The organism is Roseinatronobacter bogoriensis DSM 18756 (assembly GCF_004366635.1).
Taxonomy (GTDB): domain Bacteria; phylum Pseudomonadota; class Alphaproteobacteria; order Rhodobacterales; family Rhodobacteraceae; genus Roseinatronobacter; species Roseinatronobacter bogoriensis.
In genome coordinates this window covers 674,219-698,021 of record NZ_SORN01000002.1, presented here as the reverse complement: position 1 = coordinate 698,021, position 23,803 = coordinate 674,219, and the positions used below count along the sequence as shown (strand labels likewise).

26 protein-coding genes and 1 other RNA gene are annotated in these 23,803 nt (G+C 59.2%); 14 read left to right on the top strand and 13 right to left on the bottom strand.

Translation table 11 applies throughout. The features are described 5' to 3' along the window. Positions 1-28: 28 nt before the first annotated feature. Both EV660_RS08155 and surE read right to left on the bottom strand, forming a co-directional pair. Complete coding sequence (locus EV660_RS08155) at positions 29-688, bottom strand: protein-L-isoaspartate(D-aspartate) O-methyltransferase (RefSeq protein ID WP_071481176.1); 660 nt, start codon at positions 686-688, stop codon at positions 29-31. Continuing rightward, positions 685-1,470 carry a 5'/3'-nucleotidase SurE gene (gene surE / locus EV660_RS08150; RefSeq protein WP_071481175.1) on the bottom strand — a complete coding sequence of 262 codons (786 nt, stop codon included), beginning with the start codon at positions 1,468-1,470 and terminating at the stop codon, positions 685-687. The genes EV660_RS08155 and surE overlap by 4 nt, the downstream gene beginning before the upstream one ends. Before the next feature lie 176 nt (positions 1,471-1,646). Here surE and rnpB point away from each other — a divergent pair. Together rnpB and rpmG are read left to right on the top strand one after the other, a co-directional pair. After that, an RNA gene (gene rnpB / locus EV660_RS08145) (RNase P RNA component class A) lies at positions 1,647-2,050 on the top strand. A 163-nt stretch (positions 2,051-2,213) separates the two neighbouring features. Then, positions 2,214-2,381 carry a 50S ribosomal protein L33 gene (gene rpmG, locus EV660_RS08140; protein ID WP_071481174.1) on the top strand — a complete coding sequence of 56 codons (168 nt, stop codon included), beginning with the start codon at positions 2,214-2,216 and terminating at the stop codon, positions 2,379-2,381. Positions 2,382-2,584: 203 nt separating this feature from the next. On the opposite strand, the gene gatB is transcribed toward rpmG, so the two are convergent. After that, complete coding sequence (gatB, locus tag EV660_RS08135; protein WP_071481173.1) at positions 2,585-4,099, bottom strand: Asp-tRNA(Asn)/Glu-tRNA(Gln) amidotransferase subunit GatB; 1,515 nt, start codon at positions 4,097-4,099, stop codon at positions 2,585-2,587. 193 nt (positions 4,100-4,292) lie between these two features. Between gatB and EV660_RS08130 the strand changes: the two genes are divergently transcribed. Both EV660_RS08130 and EV660_RS08125 read left to right on the top strand, forming a co-directional pair. Further along, complete coding sequence (locus EV660_RS08130) at positions 4,293-4,910, top strand: lysozyme family protein (protein WP_071481172.1); 618 nt, start codon at positions 4,293-4,295, stop codon at positions 4,908-4,910. Between the two features lie 83 nt (positions 4,911-4,993). Continuing rightward, a complete protein-coding gene (locus EV660_RS08125) occupies positions 4,994-6,082 on the top strand; it encodes a FliM/FliN family flagellar motor switch protein (RefSeq protein ID WP_071481171.1) in 1,089 nt (362 codons plus the stop codon). Between the two features lie 174 nt (positions 6,083-6,256). On the opposite strand, the gene EV660_RS08120 is transcribed toward EV660_RS08125, so the two are convergent. From EV660_RS08120 to ald, 5 genes are all read right to left on the bottom strand, one after another. After that, complete coding sequence (locus EV660_RS08120; RefSeq protein ID WP_071481170.1) at positions 6,257-6,682, bottom strand: protein tyrosine phosphatase family protein; 426 nt, start codon at positions 6,680-6,682, stop codon at positions 6,257-6,259. 13 nt (positions 6,683-6,695) lie between these two features. Further along, positions 6,696-7,130: a DUF6691 family protein gene (locus tag EV660_RS08115; RefSeq protein ID WP_071481169.1), complete on the bottom strand. Its 435-nt coding sequence runs from the start codon at positions 7,128-7,130 to the stop codon at positions 6,696-6,698. After that, on the bottom strand, positions 7,130-7,558 hold the full coding sequence (locus tag EV660_RS08110) for a YeeE/YedE family protein (RefSeq protein ID WP_184409748.1): 429 nt from the start codon (positions 7,556-7,558) through the stop codon (positions 7,130-7,132). Before EV660_RS08110 ends, EV660_RS08115 begins: the two co-directional genes overlap by 1 nt. Positions 7,559-7,633: 75 nt before the next feature. Continuing rightward, positions 7,634-8,497, bottom strand: a complete 864-nt coding sequence (locus EV660_RS08105) for an MBL fold metallo-hydrolase (protein WP_071481168.1) — start codon at positions 8,495-8,497, stop codon at positions 7,634-7,636. Positions 8,498-8,651: 154 nt separating this feature from the next. After that, a complete protein-coding gene (gene ald, locus EV660_RS08100; RefSeq protein WP_071481167.1) occupies positions 8,652-9,770 on the bottom strand; it encodes an alanine dehydrogenase in 1,119 nt (372 codons plus the stop codon). 139 nt (positions 9,771-9,909) lie between these two features. Here ald and EV660_RS08095 point away from each other — a divergent pair, with 139 nt between their 5' ends. Further along, positions 9,910-10,368, top strand: a complete 459-nt coding sequence (locus EV660_RS08095; RefSeq protein WP_071481166.1) for an Lrp/AsnC family transcriptional regulator — start codon at positions 9,910-9,912, stop codon at positions 10,366-10,368. Positions 10,369-10,415: 47 nt separating this feature from the next. Here the strand turns inward: EV660_RS08095 and mscL are convergent, their stop codons facing one another. Together mscL and EV660_RS08085 are read right to left on the bottom strand one after the other, a co-directional pair. Further along, positions 10,416-10,799: a large conductance mechanosensitive channel protein MscL gene (gene mscL / locus EV660_RS08090; protein ID WP_071481165.1), complete on the bottom strand. Its 384-nt coding sequence runs from the start codon at positions 10,797-10,799 to the stop codon at positions 10,416-10,418. Between the two features lie 93 nt (positions 10,800-10,892). Further along, positions 10,893-11,339, bottom strand: coding sequence for a YtoQ family protein (locus EV660_RS08085; RefSeq protein WP_071481164.1), 447 nt, complete (start codon positions 11,337-11,339; stop codon positions 10,893-10,895). Between the two features lie 156 nt (positions 11,340-11,495). Here EV660_RS08085 and EV660_RS08080 point away from each other — a divergent pair, with 156 nt between their 5' ends. The 3 genes from EV660_RS08080 (at position 11,496) to EV660_RS08070 (ending at position 14,408) form a co-directional block, all read left to right on the top strand. Further along, positions 11,496-12,149 (top strand): protein-L-isoaspartate O-methyltransferase family protein, encoded by a 654-nt coding sequence (locus EV660_RS08080; protein WP_071481163.1) that lies wholly within the window; start codon positions 11,496-11,498, stop codon positions 12,147-12,149. A gap of 54 nt (positions 12,150-12,203) precedes the next feature. Further along, positions 12,204-13,571 (top strand): TolC family outer membrane protein, encoded by a 1,368-nt coding sequence (locus tag EV660_RS08075; RefSeq protein ID WP_071481162.1) that lies wholly within the window; start codon positions 12,204-12,206, stop codon positions 13,569-13,571. A 180-nt stretch (positions 13,572-13,751) separates the two neighbouring features. After that, the gene (locus EV660_RS08070; protein ID WP_134013875.1) at positions 13,752-14,408 is read left to right on the top strand and encodes a hypothetical protein; all 657 of its coding nucleotides are present in this window, start codon (positions 13,752-13,754) and stop codon (positions 14,406-14,408) included. A gap of 15 nt (positions 14,409-14,423) precedes the next feature. Here the strand turns inward: EV660_RS08070 and EV660_RS08065 are convergent, their stop codons facing one another. From EV660_RS08065 to EV660_RS08055, 3 genes are read right to left on the bottom strand one after another with little or no spacing between them, the layout of a single operon-like run. Then, positions 14,424-14,867: a YcgN family cysteine cluster protein gene (locus EV660_RS08065; RefSeq protein ID WP_071482198.1), complete on the bottom strand. Its 444-nt coding sequence runs from the start codon at positions 14,865-14,867 to the stop codon at positions 14,424-14,426. Positions 14,868-14,914: 47 nt separating this feature from the next. Further along, a complete protein-coding gene (locus EV660_RS08060; protein WP_071481160.1) occupies positions 14,915-15,508 on the bottom strand; it encodes a methyltransferase domain-containing protein in 594 nt (197 codons plus the stop codon). Continuing rightward, positions 15,505-16,164, bottom strand: a complete 660-nt coding sequence (locus tag EV660_RS08055; RefSeq protein ID WP_071481159.1) for a class I SAM-dependent methyltransferase — start codon at positions 16,162-16,164, stop codon at positions 15,505-15,507. Before EV660_RS08055 ends, EV660_RS08060 begins: the two co-directional genes overlap by 4 nt. A 132-nt stretch (positions 16,165-16,296) precedes the next feature. Between EV660_RS08055 and EV660_RS08050 the strand changes: the two genes are divergently transcribed. From EV660_RS08050 to EV660_RS08025, 6 genes are all read left to right on the top strand, one after another. Next, a complete protein-coding gene (locus EV660_RS08050) occupies positions 16,297-18,738 on the top strand; it encodes a ligase-associated DNA damage response DEXH box helicase (protein WP_071481158.1) in 2,442 nt (813 codons plus the stop codon). After that, the gene (pdeM, locus tag EV660_RS08045) at positions 18,735-19,418 is read left to right on the top strand and encodes a ligase-associated DNA damage response endonuclease PdeM (RefSeq protein ID WP_071481157.1); all 684 of its coding nucleotides are present in this window, start codon (positions 18,735-18,737) and stop codon (positions 19,416-19,418) included. The genes EV660_RS08050 and pdeM overlap by 4 nt, the downstream gene beginning before the upstream one ends. 281 nt (positions 19,419-19,699) lie before the next feature. After that, positions 19,700-20,869 carry an FtsW/RodA/SpoVE family cell cycle protein gene (locus EV660_RS08040; protein WP_071481156.1) on the top strand — a complete coding sequence of 390 codons (1,170 nt, stop codon included), beginning with the start codon at positions 19,700-19,702 and terminating at the stop codon, positions 20,867-20,869. Between the two features lie 11 nt (positions 20,870-20,880). Then, complete coding sequence (locus EV660_RS08035) at positions 20,881-21,981, top strand: UDP-N-acetylglucosamine--N-acetylmuramyl-(pentapeptide) pyrophosphoryl-undecaprenol N-acetylglucosamine transferase (RefSeq protein ID WP_071481155.1); 1,101 nt, start codon at positions 20,881-20,883, stop codon at positions 21,979-21,981. Further along, a complete protein-coding gene (gene murC / locus EV660_RS08030; protein WP_071481154.1) occupies positions 21,978-23,390 on the top strand; it encodes a UDP-N-acetylmuramate--L-alanine ligase in 1,413 nt (470 codons plus the stop codon). Before EV660_RS08035 ends, murC begins: the two co-directional genes overlap by 4 nt. Then, complete coding sequence (locus EV660_RS08025) at positions 23,390-23,692, top strand: hypothetical protein (protein WP_100319172.1); 303 nt, start codon at positions 23,390-23,392, stop codon at positions 23,690-23,692. The genes murC and EV660_RS08025 overlap by 1 nt, the downstream gene beginning before the upstream one ends. The last annotated feature ends 111 nt before the right edge of the window (positions 23,693-23,803 follow it).

The window sequence follows — 23,803 nt, the reverse complement described above, 5'->3', positions numbered from 1 at the left end:
TTCCGCTGTCATGTTGCCGGATGCCCGCCTAATGCCCCAACCCCTCGACAAGAGGAACGAAGCGCACAGCGCGCAACTCTTCATAATCATACCCTGTTTCAGTACGAACTACACGAATTAATGTCTGCACAGTGTCGGACTGACCCACCGGGACCACCATAATACCCCCAACACGCAGCTGCGCCAATAGCGGCCCGGGCGGGTCTTCGGCGGCGGCGGTCACGATAATGCGATCAAAGGGGGTCAGATCGGGCAACCCATAGCTGCCATCCGAAATCATGCAGGTGATATTGGTCAGGCCCAGTTTATCGAACAGTTTCTGCGCCTCGCGCGCAAGGGGGCGATGGCGCTCAACCGTATATACCCTGCGCGCAAGCTGGCTAAGGATTGCGGCCTGATAGCCCGACCCTGTGCCCACCTCCAGCACCTTGTCGCGCGGCCCGACCTGCAAGGCTTCGGTCATAAGCGCGACCACCGAGGGCTGGCTGATCGTCTGGCCGCAAGCGATGGGCAGGGGCATGTCCTCATAGGCGCGGTCCGAGAAAATGCCGGTGACAAAATCGCGCCGGTCTATCCGCTCCATTGCCGACAGGACACGGGCATCGGTCACCCCGCGCGACCGCAGCGTGTAGATGAACCGCATCCGCGCTTCTGTCAGGCCCTCTGGTGCATTGTCCGGGGTGCTCATTCCAGCGCCTTTCGTACCTTGTCCAGCGCATCATGCGCGGTCAGGTCGGCGCGCATGGGGGTGACTGAAATATAGCCGTCAAGGTTGACGGCTGCATCTGTTCCGGGGGCGGTCGGCAGGTGTTGCGGCCCGCCCGTGATCCACAGAAACTTGCGCCCGGAGGGGGAAATATGCGGCTCGACCCCGAAAAAAGTATCCTTGCGGTAGCCTTGCGGCGCGACCTTCAGGCCTTTTACGGCATCGCGACCAACTGGGGGGAAATTGACATTGTAGAACAACCGGTAATCGCCCTGATCCCAGATGGCATCCTTCAGCAATTTCTCGATCAGGTCTTTCCCGTGCCCGATTGCGGCGTCAAACAGGGATGGCAAATCTTCCGAAAGGGGACCCATATATTGTGACAGCGCGATAGCAGGAAGGCCTTGCAACGCGGCCTCCATCGCGCCGCCTACAGTCCCTGAATACAGCGCATTCTCGGCCGAGTTATTGCCCCGGTTCACGCCAGACAGCACCAGTTCAGGCCGCGCGCCCTGCAACACATCGTATAGCCCCGCCAGCACGCAATCAGCCGGCGATCCTTCCGCCGCGTAGCGGCGTGGCCCAAGCTTGGCAATCATCGTGGGGTGCGTGTAGCTGATGCAATGCGCAACGCCGGATTGCTCGAATGCCGGTGCAACCACCCAGACTTCGCCATCATCCCCGGCAACGGCACGCGCTATTTCTTCCAGTACAGCAAGACCCGGCGCGTTGATTCCGTCATCATTGGTCACCAGAATGCGCATGCCATGTTCCTTTCATCTTCTGACACATGCTTAGTGCAGCGCCCCTTTGCGGGCAAGAGCATCACGATTGAACCGTGCATGGGATGGGGAATTGGTTGGTCCAGCGCGTTCTGCGCGCGGATATCCATCGATAGCCGCCTTGCGCGATATCTACTTGGCGCGTATGTAGCCCCTGTGCGGATGGTTGGATGACCGCGCATATCGGCTCTTGGGCATGTATGCGAGGAAAGTCCGGGCTCCATGAGGCAAGGGTGCCGGGTAACGCCCGGCTGGGGCAACCCAAGGGAAAGCGCCACAGAAAACAGACCGCCATGCGCTTGTATGGTAAGGGTGAAACGGTGGGGTAAAAGCCCACCGCGGGACGGGTAACCGGACCGGCACGGCAAGCCCCACCCGGAGCAATGCCGAATAGGGATCTCACGCGGGCATGATCCGGGCGACCGGATATCACCGCAGGGCCGCCTCAGCCCGAGGTCCGGGTTGGCAGCAAGACCCTGTCTGCAAGGGCAGGGCCAGATGAATGGTCATCCAAGGGGGAATACCCCCGGGACAAAACCCGGCTTACAGACCATCCGCACAAGTTCTGCGCGCATGCCTTTGCGCGCAGACGGGCCGAATTCGTCGCCCTTTGGCCCAAAACCTTTGATATTCGGGTTGACATGGGCAGGCAGGCAGGTAGAAGGCAGGCTCAGAATTCACGGGGCGCACCCGGTATCGTGCGGCTCTGTTCAGGAGATGACATCATGGCAAAGCCAACCACCATCAAGATCCGACTGAATTCCACAGCCGGGACCGGGCATTTCTATGTCACCAAGAAAAACGCCCGCACCATGACGGAAAAAATGTCGATGCGCAAGTTCGACCCGGTCGCGCGCAAGCATGTTGAATACAAAGAAGGCAAGATCAAGTAATCTTGCCCGTACTACGACCTTGAGGCCGCGCTTTCGAGCGCGGCTTTTCTATGGAAGCTGGCGGACCAGTGTCCCAATCCCGCCCAAACAAGACAGACCCGCGACAAAAGTCGCAGGTCTGTTCATTTTCTTGCCAAAAATACTCAAAATCCAGCCTCTGGCCAAAGCGCGCTCAGGCCAGAGTTCAGGCGCTCTTCAACCGGCTACAGCCCCAGTTTCGCGCTGACGATCTGGTTCACGGCCGCGGGGTTGGCCTTGCCGCCAGTCGCCTTCATCACTTGCCCCACAAACCAGCCCGCCAGTTTGGGGTTCTGTTTGGCCTTCTCCACCTGCGCCGGATTCGCAGCGATAATTTCGTCCACAGCCTTCTCGATCGCGCCAGCGTCGGTCACCTGCTTCAGGCCGCGCGCTTCCACGATCTGGGCGGGATCGCCGCCTTCTGTATAGACGATCTCGAACAGGTCTTTCGCGATCTTGCCAGAGATATCCCCCGCCTTGATCAGCGCAATGATTCCTGCCAGTTGCGCGCTGGAAACGGGGCTGTCCGTAATGTCATGGCCTTCCTTTTTCAATCGCCCGAACAACTCGTTGATCACCCAGTTGGCCGCCAGTTTTCCATCGCCTGCTTGCGCAGCAACGGCCTCGAAATAGGCGGCATTGGCCACGTCCGCAGTCAGCACGCTGGCGTCATAGTCGGTCAGGCCGAAATCTGCCATGAAGCGCGCTTTCTTCGCATCCGGCAGTTCTGGCAGGCTGGCGGCGATCTCATCGACCCAAGCCTGTTCGATTTCAAGTGGCAACAGGTCGGGGCAGGGGAAGTAACGGTAATCATGCGCTTCTTCCTTGGACCGCATCGAGCGTGTCTCGCCCTTGTCAGGGTCATAGAGCCGCGTTTCCTGCACCACGCTGCCGCCATCCTCAAGGATGGCGATCTGGCGGCGCGCCTCATAATCGATGGCCGCCTGAATGAACCGCATGGAGTTCATGTTCTTGATCTCGCAGCGCGTTCCAAGATGGTCGAAATCCTGCGTTTCCTGGTACTTCTCATATTGTCCGGGGCGGCAGACCGACACGTTCACATCGGCGCGCAGGTTCCCGTTCTGCATATTGCCATCACAGGTGCCCAGATAGCGCAGGATCTGGCGCAGTTTGGTGACATAGGCGGCGGCTTCCTCTGGCCCGCGGATGTCGGGGCGGCTGACGATTTCCATCAGCGCGACGCCGGTGCGGTTCAGGTCAACGAAGGACATGTTGGGGTCCATGTCATGGATGGATTTGCCTGCATCCTGTTCCACATGAATGCGCTCGATCCGCACAAGGCGCGCGATACCTGCGCCCATTTCCACCAGCACTTCACCTTCACCCACCAGCGGGTGATATAGCTGGCTGATCTGATAGCCCTGAGGCAGATCGGGATAGAAGTAATTTTTCCGGTCAAAGGCCGAGCGCAGGTTGATCTGCGCCTTCAGCCCCAGCCCCGTGCGCACGGCCTGTTCGATACAGAATTCATTGACGACCGGCAGCATGCCCGGCATTGCCGCATCAACGAAAGCGACATTGGCATTGGGTTCAGCGCCAAAGCGGGTCGAGGCCCCGGAAAACAGTTTGGCCTGACTGGAGACTTGCGCATGGATCTCCATCCCGATGACCAGTTCCCATGCGCCGGTCGCGCCAGAGATTACCTTGGGTTTGGGCGGCTCGAAACTCAGGTCCAGCATGGCTGTTGCATATCCTTGTCCGGGGTGTGTTGAGCGCTTTCTAGCGTTGCCTTTGCGGCGCAGCAAGGGGCGGGTCGGCAAAACCCCGCCGAGTATGGGCCGTTGTTTGCTCTCAGGTTTGCCTTTTTCAACGATTCGGGGCCATACGCCGCGCTGCAGCGCAATTTGGGGCTGTGCCACCTATGGAAATTCGATGCCGCGTTATCTGCCGCTTTCACTGCTGGCCGCTCTTGGGGTGGCCACCCTCACCGCCGGATGCACATTGGCAACGCCTGATACTGCTGTAGAGGCAACGCGTGCCGCGCAGGTCACCACACGTTGGGATCATCGCCCCGAAGCTGATCGCTGGACGGCTGCGAAATTCGCGGCCCTGGAAACGGACGGTCGCGCGCTTGTTTCAACAGTCCCTCAGGATATTGACGCATTTTGTCCTGGGTATGAGGCAGCAAACAAAGAGGGTCGCAAGGCTTTCTGGACGGCTTTGTTTTCCGGGCTTGCAGGCTATGAAAGCACATGGCGCCCCGATGCGGCCGGGGCGGGCGGGCGGTATCGTGGCCTGTTGCAGATCTGGCCAACATCCGCGCGTTATTATGGGTGTGATCTGTCGCACCCCAACGGCTTGTATGATGGCCCGACCAATCTGCGCTGTGCGGCGCGTATTGCCGCACAGGCGGTTGAACGGGACAAGGTTGTTGTCGGCAGTTCAGGAAATTGGGGCGGAGTGGCCAAAGACTGGCCGCCAATGCGCGATGCGCGCAAGCGCGCTGATATCGCTGAATTCACCCGCTCGCTACCCGTTTGCAAGATCTGACATTCAGGGTCCGCCCTTTTTCGCGGTTATTCAGCATTTGCTAACCCTTTTGCGCCAAGATCGGTGCAGAACGGGTGGCGCGAATGAAGATGGATCAAACAGAAGCAAAAGCGATGGGCGACACGGTGCGCGGTAACGCCCTCGAAAAGATGGCGACGCGGCACCGTGCGGCGCAAGCGCAGGAGCGCGCGGTTTTTGAATCGGCGCTGCGCGTGGCTTTCGGGCGCATGTCGGCAGATTGCCCGGGTCTTGAGGGGATTGTGCGGGGCGTCAGTATCTCGACCGGCGCACTTGCAGAAGTTCTGGATCTGGCCGAGTCGGGTATGTTTCTGGCGTTGCTGGAAGGGCAGGGCGACCGTATGGGCTTGTTGATGGCTGCCCCCGCCGTATTGGCGGGTATGGTCGAAGCGCAGACAACCGGCCGTGTTGACCCGTCAGAAATCGCACCACGAATCCCCACCCGCACTGATGCGGCCTTATTGGCCCCCATGATCGACAGTTTTCTGCGGCTGCTGGAAACGCGTTGTGCGCAACTGCCTCAGTCTGCATTAGTGTCCGGCTATGGATACGGGTCTTTTATAGATAACCCGCGGCCGTTGGGGCTGATGCTGGAAGAGGGGCAGTTTCACATTTTGCGCCTGCATGTCGCCTTGGGCTATGGTGCCAAGGAAGGGGATTGGTTTGTGATCCTGCCTGAACCAGAGAATAAATCGCTTTCCCTGCCTCAGGACAACTTGCCGGATTCAGAGCTGGAGAGTGACTGGCAGGAACGGTTACAGGTTGCCATCAATGAAAGCGGCGTGGTTCTGGATTCGGTTCTGTGTCGCGTACAGTTGACGTTGACGGATGCCTTGCGCCTTCGGGTCGGGGATATGTTGCGCTTGCCAGACACGGCGCTGGAGACGCTGACACTGGAAAGTATTTCACATACTGCATTGGGTATCGGCCGTCTTGGTCAGGCGCGCGGACAGCGGGCCGTCCGCCTGACCGCTGATCCCGGCGAGTTGACCGATGCGACAGGGGCCAGCGTCCCACAGTTTGCCCTGCCTGCGGCTATAACCTGGGGGCAGCCCCCGCAGCCGCCATTCGCGCCCGGCTCAAGTGATCCCCAAGCCTTGGCAGAGATTGGTGCAACCCAACAGGCCCCTTCCGACAGCCCGGATGCGGGATGACCGCTACGGCTGCCAGAGATGTCTATGCCAGATCATGGCAATAGAACGCTTTGGCATCGCGCGGCAGGCGGCCGATCATGGTTGGAGAATTGATCCCAAATCGCAAAAAACCGCGCCCCTTATAGGGGGCGCGGTCTGAATACGCATGTTGGACATGCCAAGACTTGCCGGAATTCAGCCCTGAGCGAGTTGGTCGATGGTCGCTCGAAACGGTTCCAGCCCATAGCCATGCCGGGCCGGAATGGCGATTAACTCGTCCGTGGGGCGCTGCCCCGCATGGGCAAGCGCCCAGACAATCGACGAACGATTGCCAGAAGCGCAATACGCCAGAAGAGGCCCCTCGCTTTGCTGTATGGCGGTCGCCTGTGCTCTGATGTTTTCCATCGTGATTGCCCCGCCGATCACGGGATTCAGAACAAAACGCAGTCCTGCGGCCTCTGCGGCCTTGCGAATAGCCTCAGCCTGAACTTCTGGCGGAATTTCACCATCAGGGCGGTTGCAGACCAATGTCGTAAAGCCTGCCTCGACAATCGCGGGCACGTCCTCGGGCGCGATTTGGGGTGAGACAGCGTAATCATCGGTCAAGGGGCGGATTTCCATAAATATCTCCGGGTCAGATAGCTGCGAGTTTGTCAATGCGCAGGCGAAGGGATGGTGCGGCCATCATACCTGCGATCATGGCAAGGATAAAGACGATCCCGCCAGTCCCGCCCCAACTGAGTGAAGCAATCGCCGGTCCGGGGCATAGTCCGACCAGCCCCCAGCCCGCCCCAAAGAGGACAGAGCCAATGACAAGGTTATGTCCCAGACGAGGGTTGGGCTTTGATGGAAACGGCGCTCCCACAAGCGAGGTGGCGCGCTTTGTTGTCAGATGCCAGGCCAGCATCATGGGCAGGATCGCCCCACCCAATACAAAGGCCAATGTCGGGTCCCATGCGCCAAATATATCCAGCCAGCCCTGGACCTTTGTTGTGTCCGTCATGCCCGAAACCAGCAGCCCCGCGCCAAACAATCCGCCCGAAAGCGCCGAAATGATAATACGCTGCATCAGATCAACCCCAATCCATGCCGGAACAGCACCATCGCTATGCCACCAGCCAACAAGTAGAATACCGTCGCCACGATCCCGCGCAGCGAGAAGCGCGAAATCCCGCATACCCCGTGGCCAGAGGTGCAGCCCATTGCCAGGCGTGTCCCAAGGCCAACCATCAGCCCCCCTGCAATCACGATCCCAAGGTTAGAGGTGATCTTGGTCGAGATTTCCACGTTATATATGGGCAGCATCAGTGCAGGGATGACCACAAGTGCTGCCAGAAAGGCGACGCGCTCGGCCCAGTCGCCAAGGCCAGAACGGTCCACAAGCCCGCCAATTATGCCGCTGGCGCCCATGATACGGCCATTGCCCAGCAGCAGGATCGCCGCTGCCGTGCCGATCATCAGGCCACCAACAAGGCCCCAGATCCAGTCTGTTTGAATCATTGTCATATTCCTGTTCGCAATGCGGCGCGGTCGTCAGCGACCGCGCCTGTGTTGTATGTCGTGGCGCGTGGGTCAGAGTGTGTTGACCGGCACTTTCAGATAGACCGTGCCATTGTCTTCGGCGGGCGGCATCTGGCCTGCGCGCATATTCACCTGCAGTGACGGCACGATCAGCCGGGGCATGCCCAGTTGCGCATCGCGTTCGTTGCGTGCGCGCACAAAGTCATCCTTGGATTTGCCTTCGCCGACATGTTTGTTCAGGCGTTTCTGCGCGCCGACGGTGGTTTCCCAAGCGTAGTCGTCCCGGCCCTCTGCCTTGTAGTCATGGCCGACAAAGATGCGGGTTTCGTCAGGCAGTGTCAGGATTTTCTGCACAGAGTTCCACAGCATTTCTGCCGAGCCGCCGGGGAAGTCGCAACGTGCGGTGCCAAAATCGGGCATGAACAGCGTGTCGCCCACGAAAGCGGCATCGCCGATCACATAGGTCAGGCATGCAGGTGTGTGGCCGGGCGTGTGCAGAACATCGCCGCGCAACTGGCCAATATGGAAGCTGTCGCCTTCTTTGAACAAGGCATCAAACTGGCTGCCATCGCGCTGGAATTCGGTGCCTTCGTTAAAGACCTTGCCGAATGTATCCTGCACGATGCGGATGTTTTCGCCGATAGCAATCTTGCCACCCAATTCGCGCTGGATATAGGGCGCGGCAGACAGGTGGTCTGCATGGACATGCGTTTCTAGCAGCCACTGCACCTCAAAGCCCTTGTCCTTGATGAATGCGATCACAGCATCGGCCGAGCGCGTGTCGGTGTTGCCAGAGGCATAGTCGAAATCCAGGACTGAATCGACAACGGCACATTTGTTGCTTTGCGGGTCGCGGACGACATATGTGACGGTAAAGGTATCTTCATCAAAGAAAGCTGTAATTTCGGGTTGCATCTTATGCCTCCATAATCGGTGTCTGGAGTGAATATATACTTTAGAATACACATTGCAAGATTTGAATGTAATTCGTCGACGTTAGTAGATCTGCATTCCGTCAAAAAAGCCCGCCCATGAGAGGGCGGGCGGTCATAAGCTGCATTTGTGCTGATCAGACCTTCAGCGCCTTGCTTGGGGCCAGCACGTCAATTCCCAGCGCCTTGCCCACTGCATAATAGGTCAGGTGGCCCGCATGCGTGTTCAACCCTTCCAGCAGATGCGGGTCATCTTCGCAAGCCTTGCGCCAGCCCTTGTCGGCCAGCGCCAGCATGAAGGGCATGGTGGCATTGCCCAAGGCGATTGTCGCGCTGCGCGCAACTGCGCCGGGCATATTGGCAACGCAATAGTGCAGAATTCCATCAACCTCGTAAATCGGGTCCTGATGCGTTGTGGCATGCGACGTCTCGAAACAGCCGCCCTGGTCAATGGCCACATCGACCAGCACTGCGCCGGGTTTCATCTGTGCCAGATGCTCGCGCCGGATCAGCTTGGGTGCGGCGGCCCCGGGTATCAGAACTGCGCCAATCACCATATCAGCGCGCTGAATCAGCTCTTCAATCGCGGCGGAGTCCGAGAATTGTGTGGTCAGGCGGCCATGAAAGATGTCGTCCAGATAGGACATGCGCTGGATCGAGCGGTCCAGAATGGTCACATTCGCACCCATCCCTACGGCCACGCGGGCCGAGGCAGTGCCAACGACCCCGCCACCGATAATGACCACATCGGCCGGGCGCACGCCGGGCACCCCACCCATAAGAACCCCGCGCCCGCCATTGGCCTTTTGCAGCGCCCACGCCCCCATCTGGGGTGCCAGCCGGCCCGCCACTTCTGACATGGGGGCCAGCAGTGGCAAACCGCCATTGCGATCGGTCACCGTTTCATAAGCAATCGCCGTGACACCAGATTCAATCAGATCGCGCGTCTGTGCCGGGTCCGGCGCAAGATGCAGATATGTGAAAAGCACCTGACCTTCTCGCAGTTGCTTGCGTTCATTGGCCTGCGGTTCCTTGACCTTGACCACCATATCGGCGCGCGCAAAGACTTCTTCGGCGTTCTCGACGATCTGCGCGCCGGCGGCGATGTAATCATCATCGACAAAGCCAGCCCCCATGCCCGCGCCTGCCTCGATCATGACCTGATGGCCATGTGCGATGGCCTCTTGCGCGGCATTTGGGGTCAGGCCCACACGAAATTCCTGTGGCTTGATTTCCTTGGGGCATCCAATCAGCATCGCGGCCTCCTCCTTGAAATGATATGGGTAGAGTATCGGAAATCAATGCGGAATTCCTTGACACTTGGTGCCGATTGATCAAATTTTGACGTAGAAACGTGCAGAAAACTACCAAATTTCAGAAGAAGGTTGCGCTGCAATGCAGCTAGACGCGACAGATCGCCGAATCCTAAGGGTGCTGCAGCGGCAGGGCCGTGTGACGAATGCTGAACTTGCCGAACTCGTGCATCTTTCGCCTTCCGCTTGCCATCGCCGTGTCCAGCGGTTGGAGGGGGAAGGGTTCATCTCGGATTATGTCGCACTTCTTGACCTCAAGCGCATTGGTCGCCCGACTGTTGTGTATGTTGAAATCAAGCTGTCAGGCCAGAGCGACGAGATATTGGACGCGTTCGAACGGGAAGTGGCCCGCGTGCCCGATATACTGGAGTGTCACCTGATGGCAGGGGCGGCCGATTATCTGCTGAAGATCATTGCCGCCGATACCGAAGATTTCGCGCGGATCCACCGCCGATACCTCAGCCGATTGCCTGGTGTCACGCAAATGCAATCGTCATTTGCCTTGCGCACTGTGGTGAAAACAACGGCAATTGATATCTGATTAGTGCGCGCGTGAAAAAAGGGCGGCCTTGGCCACCCCTTGGCGGTTTATTTTGACCGCAACGTGTCGAGGATTTCGGCCAGCAATTGTTCGGATGTCGGGCTGGTGGGCTCTTCCGGGGCAGGTTCTTGTTCTTTCGTGTTCAGATTGACCAGCTTGTTGACGGTGCGGACCAACATGAACACCACGAAGGCAATGATAAGAAACTTGATAACGGCATTTACAAAGTTTCCGACCATGAATTGCGCGTCACCAATCCCGAAACTTATTGCGCTGAAATCGACGCCACCGACAAAAATGCCAATCAGCGGGTTCACCAGATCATCGACCAGCGATGTGACAATCGCAGTAAAGGCGGCGCCGATTATAATGCCGACTGCCAAATCAAGAGCGTTACCGCGGGCAATGAATGTCTTGAATTCTGCAAGCATGTGAAATCCTTTCCCGGTTATGTGAACCAGGTCAGGTATATCGGCAAAAGCATAATCCGAAACCCGTATTTTGCAGCCGTTCCAGCCTGCGCTTCAGGGCAATGTCCCATGAAGTGTGTAGCGCAAAAGCGATACAACCTGCTCGGGGGTTTCGGCTACGGCAAGCGCTGCTGCGTCCACTTCTTTCAGGGCATGCTGATGGTCCGCGCCGTGCAAAACGATGATGGATTTGCCAAGCGCTGCCGCGTAGCCTGCGTCAAAGGCTGCGTTCCACTGGCGATATTTGTCGCCAAAACGAACCACGACCACATCCGCTTCGGCTAGTGCCTTGCGGGTGCGGATCGCGTTCAGCTTTGCACCCTTGTGGTCGTGCCAGAACTTTTTCTCCTCTTGCCCCAGAATGGCAACGCCGCAATCGTCGGATGCGGCATGATCAGTGACTGGTCCGGTAAAAGTGATCGCAAGATCCTTCGCGCCGGACATGATCTGTTCGCGCCAATCAGTGTGGATCTCGCCCGCCAGATAGACATTCAGGTGCATTCCTTGTCTCCCTTTTCCATAATTCGGTGTGACGTAGCACAGCCGCACAGCAGACCAAAGCCCATGCGTGCATGAACCCCGCGCTCGCGTGTTGCGGGCGCAGCGGTTCTGTGGCAAAGATTGCGATAAGTCCCGTCAACCGCAAGAGTTCAGTCCATGACCGATTTCGCCGCTCGCCGCAGAATTATGGTGGACACGCAAGTGCGCCCCTCTGATGTTACGAAGTTCCCCATTATTGACGCGATGCTGGAAGTGCCGCGCGAGAAATTTGTCCCGGAAGCAAAGGTTGAGGCCGCCTATATCGGTGAGAATATCGTCCTGGAAAACGGGCGCGTGCTGCTGGACCCGCGCACTCTTGCCAAGATGATTGACGCTCTGGAGATCAAATCTGATGATCTTGTGCTCGATATAGCCTGTGGAACCGGGTATTCTTCGGCAGTCATCTTGCGGATGGCGCAAGCGGTTGTCGCAGTTGAGGAAGACGAGGCGCTTGCGCATGCGGCACAAGATGCGCTGGCACAAACCGGGGCAGAGACTGTGGTTCTGCACACCGGGAAGCTGGTCGAAGGCGCGCCAGAGCACGCACCCTATGACGTGATGATCCTGCAAGGCGGGATCGAACGTTTCCCGCAAGAGCTGGTTGGTCAGCTGTGCGAAAATGGCCGCGTGGCAGCTGTCTTCATGGAGGGCGCGCTGGGCGTTGTTCGTTTGGGGCTGCGCAAAGGCGATCACATCATCTGGCGTGACATTTTTAACGCAGCCGCGCCGGTCTTGCCGGGATTTTCAAAAGATCACGAGTTTGTATTCTAAGATGCGTTCCAAGTGAATGACGACAAAAAATAACAGCATCAAGAGGCGGACGTAATGAAACATAACAGGAAACTATCTGCGCTTGCGGTCATATTATGTATCGCCTCTGCTCCGGTCTCGGCGCAGTCGCTTGCTGATACGTTTATCGCAGCATATCGCAGCTCGGATTTGCTGGAGCAGAACCGTGCTGTTTTGCGTGCAGCCGATGAGGATGTTGCACTTTCGGTTGCACGGCTCAGGCCCGTGCTGGATTTTGTAACCAGCGCGCGTAGAACTATTGCGTCTGGCAATCAGGAATCCACCACAATGAGTTTCGGGCTTGAAGGTCAGGTCACGCTCATCGATTTCGGCGTTGGAAAACTGGCCCGCGAGGGGGCCAAGGCACAGGTACTGGCGCTCAGGCAGGCGCTGGTGAATTTCGAGCAAGAGGTTTTGCTTGACGCAGTATCTGCCTTCATGGATGTGCGCAGCGCAAGTGAAGCTGTGTCCTTGAGCCAGGCCACCCAGCGTGTGATTACGCAAGAACTGAATGCTGCGCGCGAGCGGTTTGAACTGGGTGAGATCACCCGCACCGATGTGTCCTTGGCAGAAGCCCGTCTTGCCGCTGCGCGGTCGCAATTGGCGGCCGCCGAAGGCGACCTTGCAGCAGCGCGTGAATTCTACAAGCTGGTAACAGGGGCCTATCCGGGGCAGTTGCGCCCGCCGCCTGCATTGCCGCGCACGGCCAGCAACCTTCAAACGGCACAAGATATCGCGCGGCGCACGCACCCGCTTATCGCGCAGCGCCAAAATGAAGTGACTGCAGCAGAGCTCGGTGCCGAAAGCGTGCTGGCAGAGCGTAGCGGTGCGGTGACCGGTTCAGTGTCCATAAGTCGCCAATTCGGCGGTGCGATGGGCGATGATACGACTGCGAGCGCAGGGATCAATTATCGTCGCCCGATTTATCAGGGTGGCAGGGTCAGTGCTTCGCATCGCCGCGCCCTTGCACAGCGCGATGCGGCGCGGTCCAGATTGCATCAGACAGTTGCGCAGGTCTTGCAGAATGTGGCTGTGGCTTGGGCCAATGTCGATGTCGCCAGCGCCCGCATTGCCGCCAGCCAGCAACAGGTTCGGGCCTCGGAAAGTGCTTTTGAGGGCACCCGCGAAGAAGCCCGCCTTGGCGCGCGCACGACACTTGATGTGCTGAATGCGGAAACCGATCTTCTGGATGCACGCACGACACTTTTGCAGGCGCAGGCTGCCCAGCAGATCGCAACGTATAACCTGTTGGCGGCGATGGGGCTGTTGACTGTCGATCATCTTGGGCTTGGGATTCCGACCTATGATGTAGAAGCCTACTATAACGCCGTAAGCCATGCGCCCCTGTCCTCTCCACAGGGCGAGGCACTGGACCGGGTGTTGCAGTCGATTGGTCGCCAATAAGGTCAGTCGGTGGCGGCGTGAGACGCGATTGCGTTCGCCTTGGAGTTCTGGATTGTGCGGTGAAGCAGACCGCGCTACACTATGTTGTAGGTGTCGCGCGGATTTCGCACAGGAAACACGCGAAATACAGAGTGTCGTGTCGAAAATTGTGACAAGAGAGCAAGCAGTATGACCGAAGCCATGTCCCGCCGTGAGATAGAGGATGTCCTGTCTTCCATTCGGCGTATTGTCTCTCATGATGTCAATCCAAGCCCGACTTCCGCACAGCAAGGCGATTTATCTGACAAGCTGATCCTGACATCTGCTTTGAGGGTTGATGAAGACGCAGCGGAAACCCCGCCTGATACTTGTGTCTCAGACACAGGCACCCCGCCTGAACCAGATGCCGCATTGTCGCAACCTGCCGCCGACGAACCGGCCAGCGCGCCGAACGCATCTTCACTTCTGGGGCGCATTGCGAGCGCCAGCAAGCCACCTGCCGCCGCCGAAGCCGAAGAAGCAGGGCAACCCGCCCTGCCGGAAGGGGCCGCGCCGCTTGCACTGCAAGACAGCGAGGCAGATTTGCCTGCAAGTCTGGAAGACAGCGCGCTGGAAGCGACTCTTGCACGGTTGGAAGCGGTGCTTGCAGGGTCCGTGTTACCGGGGCAGGGTGACACTTCGCCAGAAACCGCTGATCCGACAGGCGACGAAGTTATTGACGAGGGTGTTTTATATCAGTTGGTCGCGCATATCGTGCGGCAGGAATTGCAAGGCGAATTGGGCGAAAAGATTACCCGCAATATTCGCAAACTGGTTCGCGCCGAAGTCGCACGAGAGTTGCAGTTGCGCAATTTCTGAAACTGTCGGTGCAGTTCAGTCGTCCAGCGGGTAATCTTCCCAGTCTTCGACCGGAACTGCATGTTCTGACACTGTGCGGCCTTGCATGGACACGCCTGCCTTATGTGTCGATTTGGGGTCACCCGTCACAAGCGGGTGCCAGTCGGGCAGGCGCTTTCCTTCGTACAGCAGCCGATAGGCACAGGTTTCAGGCATCCAATAGGCGATCTCATGCAGGTTGTCCGGGGTCAGCACCACGCATTCAGGCACGATCGACTTGCGTTGCGCATAATTGGCGCAGCGACAGGTCGTATCGTCGAACAAACGACAGGCCACACGCGTGAAGATCAGCTCTTCCGTGTCGATATCTTCCAGTTTGTTCAGGCAGCACCGGCCACAGCCATCGCACAGCGCCTCCCATTCATCGGGGGTCATTTTCTGTAGGGGAGTTGTCTCCCAGAATTTGTGCGTGTTTGTCATGCCCGGCAGATAAGCTGCTTTGGCCCGAGGGGAAAGAGCAACCATGCCTAGCCTGTGTGGAAAACCGCCATCTGGCTAGCCCCGCCAAGGTCTGGATGAACGCCGCCAATATCTGCAAAGCTGACGCCTGCACGGCCGCGCAGGGCCACGCGTTGCGCCCAGTCCCGAAACCGCGCGCGAGTCCATTCAAAGCGGTGGCCGGGGTGCCGGAACCTGTGCGTAGGAACGCCCAGAAGCGGGTTGAATTCGGCATTGGGCGTTGTCAGGATAATACGTCGGGGGCGCAAGACATGAAACAGGGCGCGTTCCAGTTGCGACAGGTGCGAGGGGTCAAGATGTTCGATCACCTCAATCATGACAGCACAGTCAAACCCGGCCAGTTGCGGGTCAGGTGAGAGGACGGAGCCAGTTCTGACCTCTGCTCCGGCGGTGCTGCCCTGTGCGCGCAGGCGCGCTTCCAGCCGTGTCACGGCACCAGTGTCAATCTCAATGCCGACAAGCCGCGTGATGTCAGGGCGCGCCGCCATGCGCAGGAAGAAATCCCCATCACCGCAGCCCAGATCCAGAACGCTGCGTGCGGTGCCGGAATTCAGCACGCTTTCAACCGCCGCAATCCGGTCTTTGTGCAGCAATGTCGTCATGGCGCATGCCCGGGGCGCTGCATCAAGACCACATCCTTGACGGGCACTTCGCAGCGCCAGCCCCAGTTTTCGGCCAGATGACGGAAGGTTGTGTCGCGATAAAACACCACATGTGTGATGTCGTGGCGGTAGTGCCAGTTGGCGAACCTGCTGTCATCCGTCTGAAAACAGGTCATGATTGCCAGCCATCCGCCGGGGCGGACCAGTGCGCGCAGGCGTTTGAATTCCGCCGCAGGGGTGTGGAAATGTTCTGCCACTTCAGTGCAGGTTACAAAATCATAGCTTTGCGCCAGCACGGAGGCTTCGGGTCGAAAAAGCGGATCATACAGCGCCACACCACGCCCTGCCTCGCGCAGCATTGCAGCAAGTGCCGGGCCGGGGCCACAGCCATAATCCAACCCCGATGCGCCGGGGGGCAACCTTTCCAGCAATGGCTCTGCCAATCTGGACAGGAACCGACGATAGCCGATGTCCGCCTCATCATTGTCATGCAGCATATATTGGGCATGTTCCGCATCGCGGGTTGGATGGTGAGATGGGTTCAGAAACCGTGCTTCACATTCAGGGCAGGCCCAGTAATCCCGGCCATCAACCTCTAGCAGGGGCCGCGCGCTTGGTGCAAGGCAGACAGGGCAAGCGATCGGATCGGGCGGCATGGGCGGGTGCTGTCCTTGAAGCGGATTTGAGTTTCTTCGCCTATCACTCTTGGGCCAAGAAGCAAAAGCCCAACTGGTTGTCATCGCCGCGATCCGGCTTACCCTAAACACTGCCCTTAGGATACGCTCCAGATGCCTGCTTTTGATCAGATTATCCCAAATGACCTGCCTGCGCCGCTTACGCAGTGGTTCAGCGCGCAAGGTTGGACGCCGCACGCCCACCAGATTCAGATGTTGCAGGCGGCGGGAAATGCGTTGCTGATCGCACCAACCGGCGGGGGCAAGACGCTGGCAGGGTTTTTGCCGACCCTTGCGGCGGCATGTCGGGACAAGATTGGCGCGGGGTTGCACACACTTTATGTGTCGCCGCTGAAGGCGCTGACGCATGATATTGGCCGCAATCTGGCGCGTCCTGTCGCTGATCTGGGTCTGTCGTGCCGGATCGAGGACCGGACCGGCGACACACCGGCCACACAGCGCGCGCGCCAGAGGGTGGACCCGCCACATGTGCTGCTGACAACACCGGAAAGCCTTGCGCTGATGCTCTCCTACCCAGAAGCGCCAAAAATCTTTGGCGCGCTCAGACGCGTGGTGATTGACGAGATTCATGCCCTCGCGGAATCGAAACGCGGGGATCAGTTGATGCTGTGCCTGTCGCGGTTGCGCAGTCTGGCGCCAGATATGCAGGTGGCAGGGTTATCCGCCACTGTCGAAAACCCGGCCGCGCTGGCGCAGTTCATGGGCGGGGCCGAGATTGTTCTGGCGGATGCTGGCCCGCAGCCGGATATCGCCATGCTGCCCACCAGCGCTGCGCCGCCTTGGTCCGGGGCAGGCGGGGCCTATGCTGCGCGCGATGTGATGCGCGCCATAGCCGATGCGCGGCTGACGCTTGTGTTCATCAATACACGCGCGCAGGCAGAGTTGTTTTTTCAGGCACTCTGGGCGGTGAATGACGAAAACCTGCCCATTGGGTTGCATCATGGCAGCTTGTCGCGTGATGCGCGCCGCCGGGTCGAGGCCGCGATGGCCGAAGGGAGTCTGCGCGCGGTGGTGGCGACCGGCAGTCTGGATCTGGGTCTGGATTGGGGCGATGTCGATCTTGTTATCCAGATTGGTGCGCCCAAGAACATCAAGCGACTCGTCCAACGCATCGGGCGGGCCAATCACCGCTTTGACACACCATCGCGCGCCCGGATCGTCCCGGCCAACCGGTTCGAAGTGCTCGAATGTATCGCCGCGTTGCAAGCGGTCGAGGCGGGGGAGTTGGATGGCGATGGGCGCGCGCCTGTGGGCGGGTGGGACGTTTTGTGCCAACATATCCTGCTGCTGGCATGTTCTGCGCCGCTGGATGCGGATGCTTTATACGCCGAGGTCACCCGCGCTGGCCCTTATGCGGGGCTGACCCGTGCAGATTTCGACGCCTGCATGGATTTCGTGGCAACAGGGGGCTATGCGCTTCGCGCCTATGATCGGTGGCAACGTCTGGTCCTGCGCGATGGTCTTTGGCATTTGCGTGACCCGCGCGCGGCCAAGGCAATTCGCATGAATATTGGCACCATCGTCGCGCCAGAACTGCTGAGCGTGCGTCGTGGCCCGCGTGGGGGGGCACCCTTGGGCGAGATTGAGGAAAGTTTCGCCGCCGCACTTTCGCCCGGCGATACCTTTCTGATCGGGGGCCAGACTGTGCGTTATGACCGTTTGCGCGACATGATCGTCGAGGTCACGCCGCAACCCACGAGAGAACCCAAGATCGCCGTGTTCAATGGTCTGAAAATGGCGACATCGACCGAACTCTCGGCGCGGGTGCTGGATTTGATCGGGGATCGCGCGGCCTGGGCGGCATTGCCCGACCATATACGCGACTGGCTGGCGCTACAGGCGCGGGTTGCGCAATTGCCGAAACCCGGCACCATGACAAGCGAAACCTTCCAGCGGGGGGGGCGGTGGTATTTTGCGCTGTATTCCTTTGCCGGGCGCAATGCCAATCAGACCCTTGGTCTGTTGCTGACCCACCGGATGGAGCGTGACGCGCTGGCCCCGCTTGGATTTGTTGCAACCGACTATGCCTGCCTGATCTGGGGGTTGGAGCCGGTGCGCGACCCCGCACCCTTGCTAGACCCCGAAGGCTTGCGCGCCGGATTACAGGACTGGCTTGCCGAAAACGCCATGATGAAACGCAATTTCCGCTCTGTCGCCACAGTGGCGGGGCTGATCCAGCGCAATCTGCCAGGGGCGCGGAAATCGGGCAAACAGGCGACATTCTCGAGCGACATCCTCTATGACACTTTGCGCAAGTTTGATCCCGACCATCTGCTGTTGCAGATCACACGCGCGGAATCGATGCGCGGGCTGGCGGATTTTGGACGGATCGAGGAAATGCTGCGCACGCGCGGGCAGCTTGTGCATTCGATGGCGCCGCATGTGACCCCTTTTGCAGCCCCGTTGATGCTGGAAGCGGGCCGCATTCCCATTAAGGGGGCTGGCACCGCGCGCTTGCTGGAAGATGAGGCCGCGCGCATGATGGCCGAGGCAGGCTTGACGCTGGAGGGGTTTGCCGCAAAGACACAGGCATGAACACATGCAGCTTCCGATTTCATGATCAGAGTTTCATCGCGCGCCCATCCGGCGCGCTGTTCTGGCCCGAGAGGGGCACGCTGATCGTTTCAGATCTGCATTTGGGCAAGTCTGCACGCATGGCGCGGCAGGTTGGTGCATTGCTGCCACCTTTTGAAACCCGCGCAACGCTGGAGCGCTTGGCCACAGAGTTGCGGGACACTGGCGCGGCAAGCCTGATCAGTCTGGGCGACAGTTTCGACGATGATCTGGCCATCCGAGAGCTTGGTGCAGAGCGGCAGTTGCTTGACGATATCTGCCAGTCCTATGACACGCTCTGGATCACCGGCAACCACGATCCGGCCCCAGTGGGTTTGCCGGGCAGGGTGGCACAGCAGGACCAAATCGCCGGGCTGTATCTGCGCCATATTGCGGACGATGGTCCTGACATATCGGGGCATTATCATCCGAAACTACGGCTTGCAGGGCAACGTCTGCCGGCCTTCCTGATCGGGGATATGCATCTGATCCTGCCTGCTTTTGGGGTCTATACCGGCGGTCTGGACCATGATGCGCCCACACTTGCGGCGCTGGTGCCGCAGGGTCGCGCGGTCGTCACCGGCCGCGATATGCATATGGTGCCTTTGCCCTTGCCGCGAGTGACAGCGTCGCGTGCCGGGCGGTGGTCTGCCAAGCGGTAAGTCGCGTTCAATGGTACAAGCCCGGACGAAAGTCGTTCCTGCGTACTTTATCCTTTGAACCCATAGTTTTGTGATCCAATGACAAAGGTGGCCTTTGCTATGCGGTCGCGCGGCAGCGGGATTACGCTGAAGTGGGCTGCGAGCGCGGCACCCACAGGGCGCAATTGCGTCTTTATGCTGGAATGCGTGGCGATTTCAGGTTACGATCCGGTGCATAGACCCGGAAAACGGGCAATCACAGGCAAGTAACGAATACCCGGCAGTTCGATCGAGGCAGTAATATGACCGAAATGGTATATGGCACCGCGCCCGTGCGCGTGGTGGAGCCAGTGCTCCCGCGCTGGTGGCGCACTATCGACAAAGTGACCCTGACATCGGTGCTTCTTCTGATGGCAGTCGGCCTGTTGCTGGGGCTTGCTGCCTCGCCGCCATTGGCCACGCGAAATGGGTTGCCGCCGTTTTTCTACGTACAGCGACAGGTGTTTTTCGGCATCCTGGGCATACTGGCGATGATCCTGTTGTCAATGTGTTCGCCCGAACGGATCCGGCGCTTTGCGGTGGTCGGGTTCTTCTTTTCTTTGCTGGCGCTGATGTTGTTGCCCTTCTTTGGGACGGATTTCGGTAAAGGGGCTGTAAGGTGGTTCAGCCTTGGGTTCGGCTCTTTTCAGCCGTCAGAGTTCCTGAAGCCGATGCTGGCGGTTTTTGCCGCATGGCTGATGGCCGCCGGACGAGAGCCGAATGGCCCACCCGGACAGGCATTGTCGCTGGGCTTTACCATGCTGGTTCTTGGCCTTTTGGTTATTCAGCCAGATTTCGGTCAGGCCGCGCTGATCGCGGCGGGCTGGATGGTGATGTATTTTGTTGCAGGCGCCCCCATGTTCCTGCTGCTGGGCTTTGCTGCCATCGTGCTGGTGGGGGGATACACTGCTTACCACAACTCAGAGCACTTTGCTCGACGTATCGACGGCTTTCTGACAGGGGAAGTCGATCCGCGCACCCAGATGGGATTTGCGCAAAATGCCATTTCAGAGGGCGGCTTTTTCGGGGCTGGCGTGGGCGAGGGGCGCGTGAAATGGAACCTGCCTGACGCGCATACCGACTTCATTATTGCTGTTGCCGCCGAAGAATATGGGCTGATCCTTGTGCTGTTCATCATCGGGTTATACGCCACGATCCTCATGCGGTCGCTGTTTCGCCTGATGCGCGAGCGTGATACGTTCATTCGTCTTGCGGGCACCGGGATCGTGGTGGTCTTCTCGATTCAGGCGATGATCAATATGGGCGTTGCTGTCCGGTTGCTTCCGTCCAAAGGCATGACTTTGCCGTTCGTGTCTTATGGCGGGTCATCACTCCTTGCGACGGGAATGGCAATTGGTATGCTTCTGGCATTCACACGGGTACGGCCTCAGGGCGAAATCGGCGATATCTTGTCGCGGCGCGTGCATTCCTAAGGGGTAAGATCATGGCCAGACCGCCACTTCTACTGATCGCTGCCGGGGGGACAGGGGGCCATATGTTCCCCGCTCAGGCGCTGGCAGAGGCGATGCTTGCGCGGGGCTGGCGGGTGAAACTCTCGACCGATGCGCGCGGCGCGCGGTATGCGGGCGGTTTTCCCGTTGCGGTCAAGGTCGAACAGGTCAAGGCTGCCACATTTGCCCGTGGCGGGCTGGCTGACAAGATCATGGTGCCGTTGCGCCTGTTGGCGGGTGTCTTTTCTGCGGCGCTGTCCATGCTGTTTGATCGCCCGCGCGTTGTGGTTGGGTTTGGCGGGTATCCCTCTATTCCGGCGCTGTCTGCGGCCTGGGCATTACGCGTTCCGCGAATGATCCACGAACAAAACGGCGTGCTAGGGCGCGTGAACCAGATATTCGCGCGTCGCGTGAACAAACTGGCCTGTGGCATCTGGCCGATGCAGATGCCTGACGGGATTGAGGGTGAGTTCACCGGAAATCCCGTGCGCGCCGCCGTGCTGGAGCGTGCGGGCGCAGGCTATATCCCGCCGGGCGACTATCCAATGGATGTGCTTGTTATCGGAGGGTCACAAGGCGCGCGCATCTTGTCAGATGTCGTGCCGCAGGCCATTTCTGCGCTGCCCGAGGCGATCAAGCGCAATCTGGGCGTTGCCCATCAGGCGCGTGAGGAGGATATCGAGCGCGTTGTGGCCGCTTATGAAGCAGGTGGCGTTGCTGCCGAGATTGCCCCGTTTTTTGCCGATATTCCCCGCCGTCTGTCAGAGTGTCAGCTTGTCATCAGCCGCGCAGGTGCGTCTTCGGTTGCCGATATTTCGATTATCGGGCGGCCTTCGGTGCTGGTGCCCTACGCCGCCGCGGCGGCCAACCATCAGGCGGCAAATGCCAAAATGCTGTCATCTGTCGATGCAGCAGTCGTTTTTCCCGAAGCGCAGCTTACAGCGCCTGCGCTGGCCGAGAGTATTGAGGCGATCCTGACCAACCCCAAGGCCGCACAGTCTATGGCACAGGCCGCCTTGTCGGCGGGGCGTGCCGACGCAACCGAAAGGCTGGCCGAAATGGTCGAAGCCCTAGCCCGAAAGGACAAACCATGAGCCCGGCAACAAAACTGCCCACCGATATTGGCCCGATCCACTTTATCGGCATTGGCGGCATTGGCATGTCGGGGATTGCCGAGGTGCTGATGACACATGGTTACCGGGTGCAGGGGTCTGACCTGAAAGCCAGCGCGATAACCGAGCGTCTGGAATCGCTGGGTGCCGAAGTTTTCGTGGGCCAGCGCGCCGAGAATATCGGCGATGCTGCCGTTGTCGTCGTGTCCACCGCGATCAAGCCCGACAATCCCGAATTGCAACAAGCGCGCCGCCTTGGTCTGCCGGTCGTTCGCCGCGCCGAAATGCTGGCCGAGTTGATGCGCCTGCGTTCCAATATTGCGGTTGCGGGGACACATGGCAAAACCACGACAACCACGATGGTTGCGGCCCTGCTGGATGAAGGCGGGCTGGATCCGACAGTCATCAACGGCGGTGTGATCCATGCCTATGGATCAAACGCGCGGGCCGGTGCAGGCGAATGGATGGTGGTCGAGGCAGATGAAAGTGACGGGTCTTTCAATCGGCTGCCCGCAACAATGGCGATTGTGACCAATATCGACCCCGAACATATGGAGCATTGGGGCGATTTTGACGCTTTGCGCAAAGGGTTTTATGATTTCGTCTCGGGCATTCCATTTTACGGGTTGGCGATCTGCTGCACCGACCACCCCGAAGTGCAGGCGCTGGTTGCGAAGCTGACAGACCGGCGCGTTGTGACATTCGGGTTCAATGCGCAGGCAGACATTCGCGCGATCAACCTGCATTATGAAAAGGGTGTCGCAAAATTCGACATTGCGTTTCAGGACGAGGGGCGCGTGATCAAGGATTGCGCCTTGCCCATGCCGGGGGATCACAATGTCTCCAATGCGCTCGCGGCTGTGGCGGCGGCACGGCATCTTGGCATGAATGGCACCGAAATCCGCAGCGCGCTGATGAAGTTCGGCGGGGTCAACCGCCGGTTTACCCGCGTGGGCGAAGTTGGGGAGGTGACGATAATTGACGACTACGGTCATCACCCGGTCGAGATTGCAGCCGTGCTGAAGGCCGCGCGACAGGCGCTAGGTGGGCAAGGGCGAGTCATAGCCATTCATCAACCACATCGTTTCACCCGGCTATCAAGCCTGTTTGAAGAATTCTGCACCTGTTTCAACGAGGCCGATATCGTCGGTATCGCCCCAGTCTATGCCGCCGGAGAGGACCCGATTCCGGGGGCCAGTCGTGATGATCTTCTGGCAGGACTGGCCGCGCATGGGCACCGTGCGGCCTTTGCCGTCAGTACCGAAGATGAACTGGAGGCCCTTGTGCGCGCACATGCAGCCCCCGGTGATATGGTGGTTTGCCTTGGGGCGGGCACGATTTCGGGCTGGGCGCATGGCCTGCTGCCACGGTTGCAGACAAAGGCCGCATGATGGGGCCGGAACTGCGCATCTATCTGCTTATAATTGCATCGGTCATGGCCGGAGCGCTGCTGGGTGCGGTGTTGATCCGAAATGGCTGGAAACGTGCCTTCGCGGCCTTTGGGGCAGGGCATGTGCTGGCAGCGCTTGGCCTTTATCTAGCCTTGCAGGGCCAACCGCAGATGGATGGTGTGATGTATGCCATCATGCTTTCGGTATTCGTCTTGCCAGCAACCCTTGGGCTGGCTTTGGGCGGTGGGCTGGGCTGGTGGCTGCGCCGTCGCGCCGCAAGACAGGGCAACTCCCACCTGTGATTGACTAAAATTCTTGCATCTTTCCTCTGGATGCCAAAGAATGCGGCATTCAGGCCAGATGTGGCCTGTGCGGCGGGGGTGGACAATGACTCCGCGCAAGGCAAGGCTTAC

Coding starts and splice junctions, on each gene's coding strand:
- murC (WP_071481154.1), top strand. CDS start 21,978: ATGAGCCCGGCAACAAAACTGCCCACCGATATTGGCCCGATCCACTTT.
- EV660_RS08055 (WP_071481159.1), bottom strand. CDS start 16,164: ATGCCGCCCGATCCGATCGCTTGCCCTGTCTGCCTTGCACCAAGCGCG.
- EV660_RS08070 (WP_134013875.1), top strand. CDS start 13,752: ATGTCCCGCCGTGAGATAGAGGATGTCCTGTCTTCCATTCGGCGTATT.
- ald (WP_071481167.1), bottom strand. CDS start 9,770: ATGCTGATTGGATGCCCCAAGGAAATCAAGCCACAGGAATTTCGTGTG.
- EV660_RS08035 (WP_071481155.1), top strand. CDS start 20,881: ATGGCCAGACCGCCACTTCTACTGATCGCTGCCGGGGGGACAGGGGGC.
- EV660_RS08155 (WP_071481176.1), bottom strand. CDS start 688: ATGAGCACCCCGGACAATGCACCAGAGGGCCTGACAGAAGCGCGGATG.
- EV660_RS08065 (WP_071482198.1), bottom strand. CDS start 14,867: ATGACAAACACGCACAAATTCTGGGAGACAACTCCCCTACAGAAAATG.
- mscL (WP_071481165.1), bottom strand. CDS start 10,799: ATGCTTGCAGAATTCAAGACATTCATTGCCCGCGGTAACGCTCTTGAT.
- EV660_RS08060 (WP_071481160.1), bottom strand. CDS start 15,508: ATGACGACATTGCTGCACAAAGACCGGATTGCGGCGGTTGAAAGCGTG.
- EV660_RS08115 (WP_071481169.1), bottom strand. CDS start 7,130: ATGCAGCGTATTATCATTTCGGCGCTTTCGGGCGGATTGTTTGGCGCG.
- EV660_RS08095 (WP_071481166.1), top strand. CDS start 9,910: ATGCAGCTAGACGCGACAGATCGCCGAATCCTAAGGGTGCTGCAGCGG.
- pdeM (WP_071481157.1), top strand. CDS start 18,735: ATGAACACATGCAGCTTCCGATTTCATGATCAGAGTTTCATCGCGCGC.
- EV660_RS08040 (WP_071481156.1), top strand. CDS start 19,700: ATGACCGAAATGGTATATGGCACCGCGCCCGTGCGCGTGGTGGAGCCA.
- EV660_RS08080 (WP_071481163.1), top strand. CDS start 11,496: ATGACCGATTTCGCCGCTCGCCGCAGAATTATGGTGGACACGCAAGTG.
- EV660_RS08130 (WP_071481172.1), top strand. CDS start 4,293: ATGCCGCGTTATCTGCCGCTTTCACTGCTGGCCGCTCTTGGGGTGGCC.
- gatB (WP_071481173.1), bottom strand. CDS start 4,099: ATGCTGGACCTGAGTTTCGAGCCGCCCAAACCCAAGGTAATCTCTGGC.
- EV660_RS08050 (WP_071481158.1), top strand. CDS start 16,297: ATGCCTGCTTTTGATCAGATTATCCCAAATGACCTGCCTGCGCCGCTT.
- EV660_RS08125 (WP_071481171.1), top strand. CDS start 4,994: ATGAAGATGGATCAAACAGAAGCAAAAGCGATGGGCGACACGGTGCGC.
- rpmG (WP_071481174.1), top strand. CDS start 2,214: ATGGCAAAGCCAACCACCATCAAGATCCGACTGAATTCCACAGCCGGG.
- EV660_RS08105 (WP_071481168.1), bottom strand. CDS start 8,497: ATGCAACCCGAAATTACAGCTTTCTTTGATGAAGATACCTTTACCGTC.
- EV660_RS08120 (WP_071481170.1), bottom strand. CDS start 6,682: ATGGAAATCCGCCCCTTGACCGATGATTACGCTGTCTCACCCCAAATC.
- EV660_RS08085 (WP_071481164.1), bottom strand. CDS start 11,339: ATGCACCTGAATGTCTATCTGGCGGGCGAGATCCACACTGATTGGCGC.
- surE (WP_071481175.1), bottom strand. CDS start 1,470: ATGCGCATTCTGGTGACCAATGATGACGGAATCAACGCGCCGGGTCTT.
- EV660_RS08075 (WP_071481162.1), top strand. CDS start 12,204: ATGAAACATAACAGGAAACTATCTGCGCTTGCGGTCATATTATGTATC.
- EV660_RS08025 (WP_100319172.1), top strand. CDS start 23,390: ATGGGGCCGGAACTGCGCATCTATCTGCTTATAATTGCATCGGTCATG.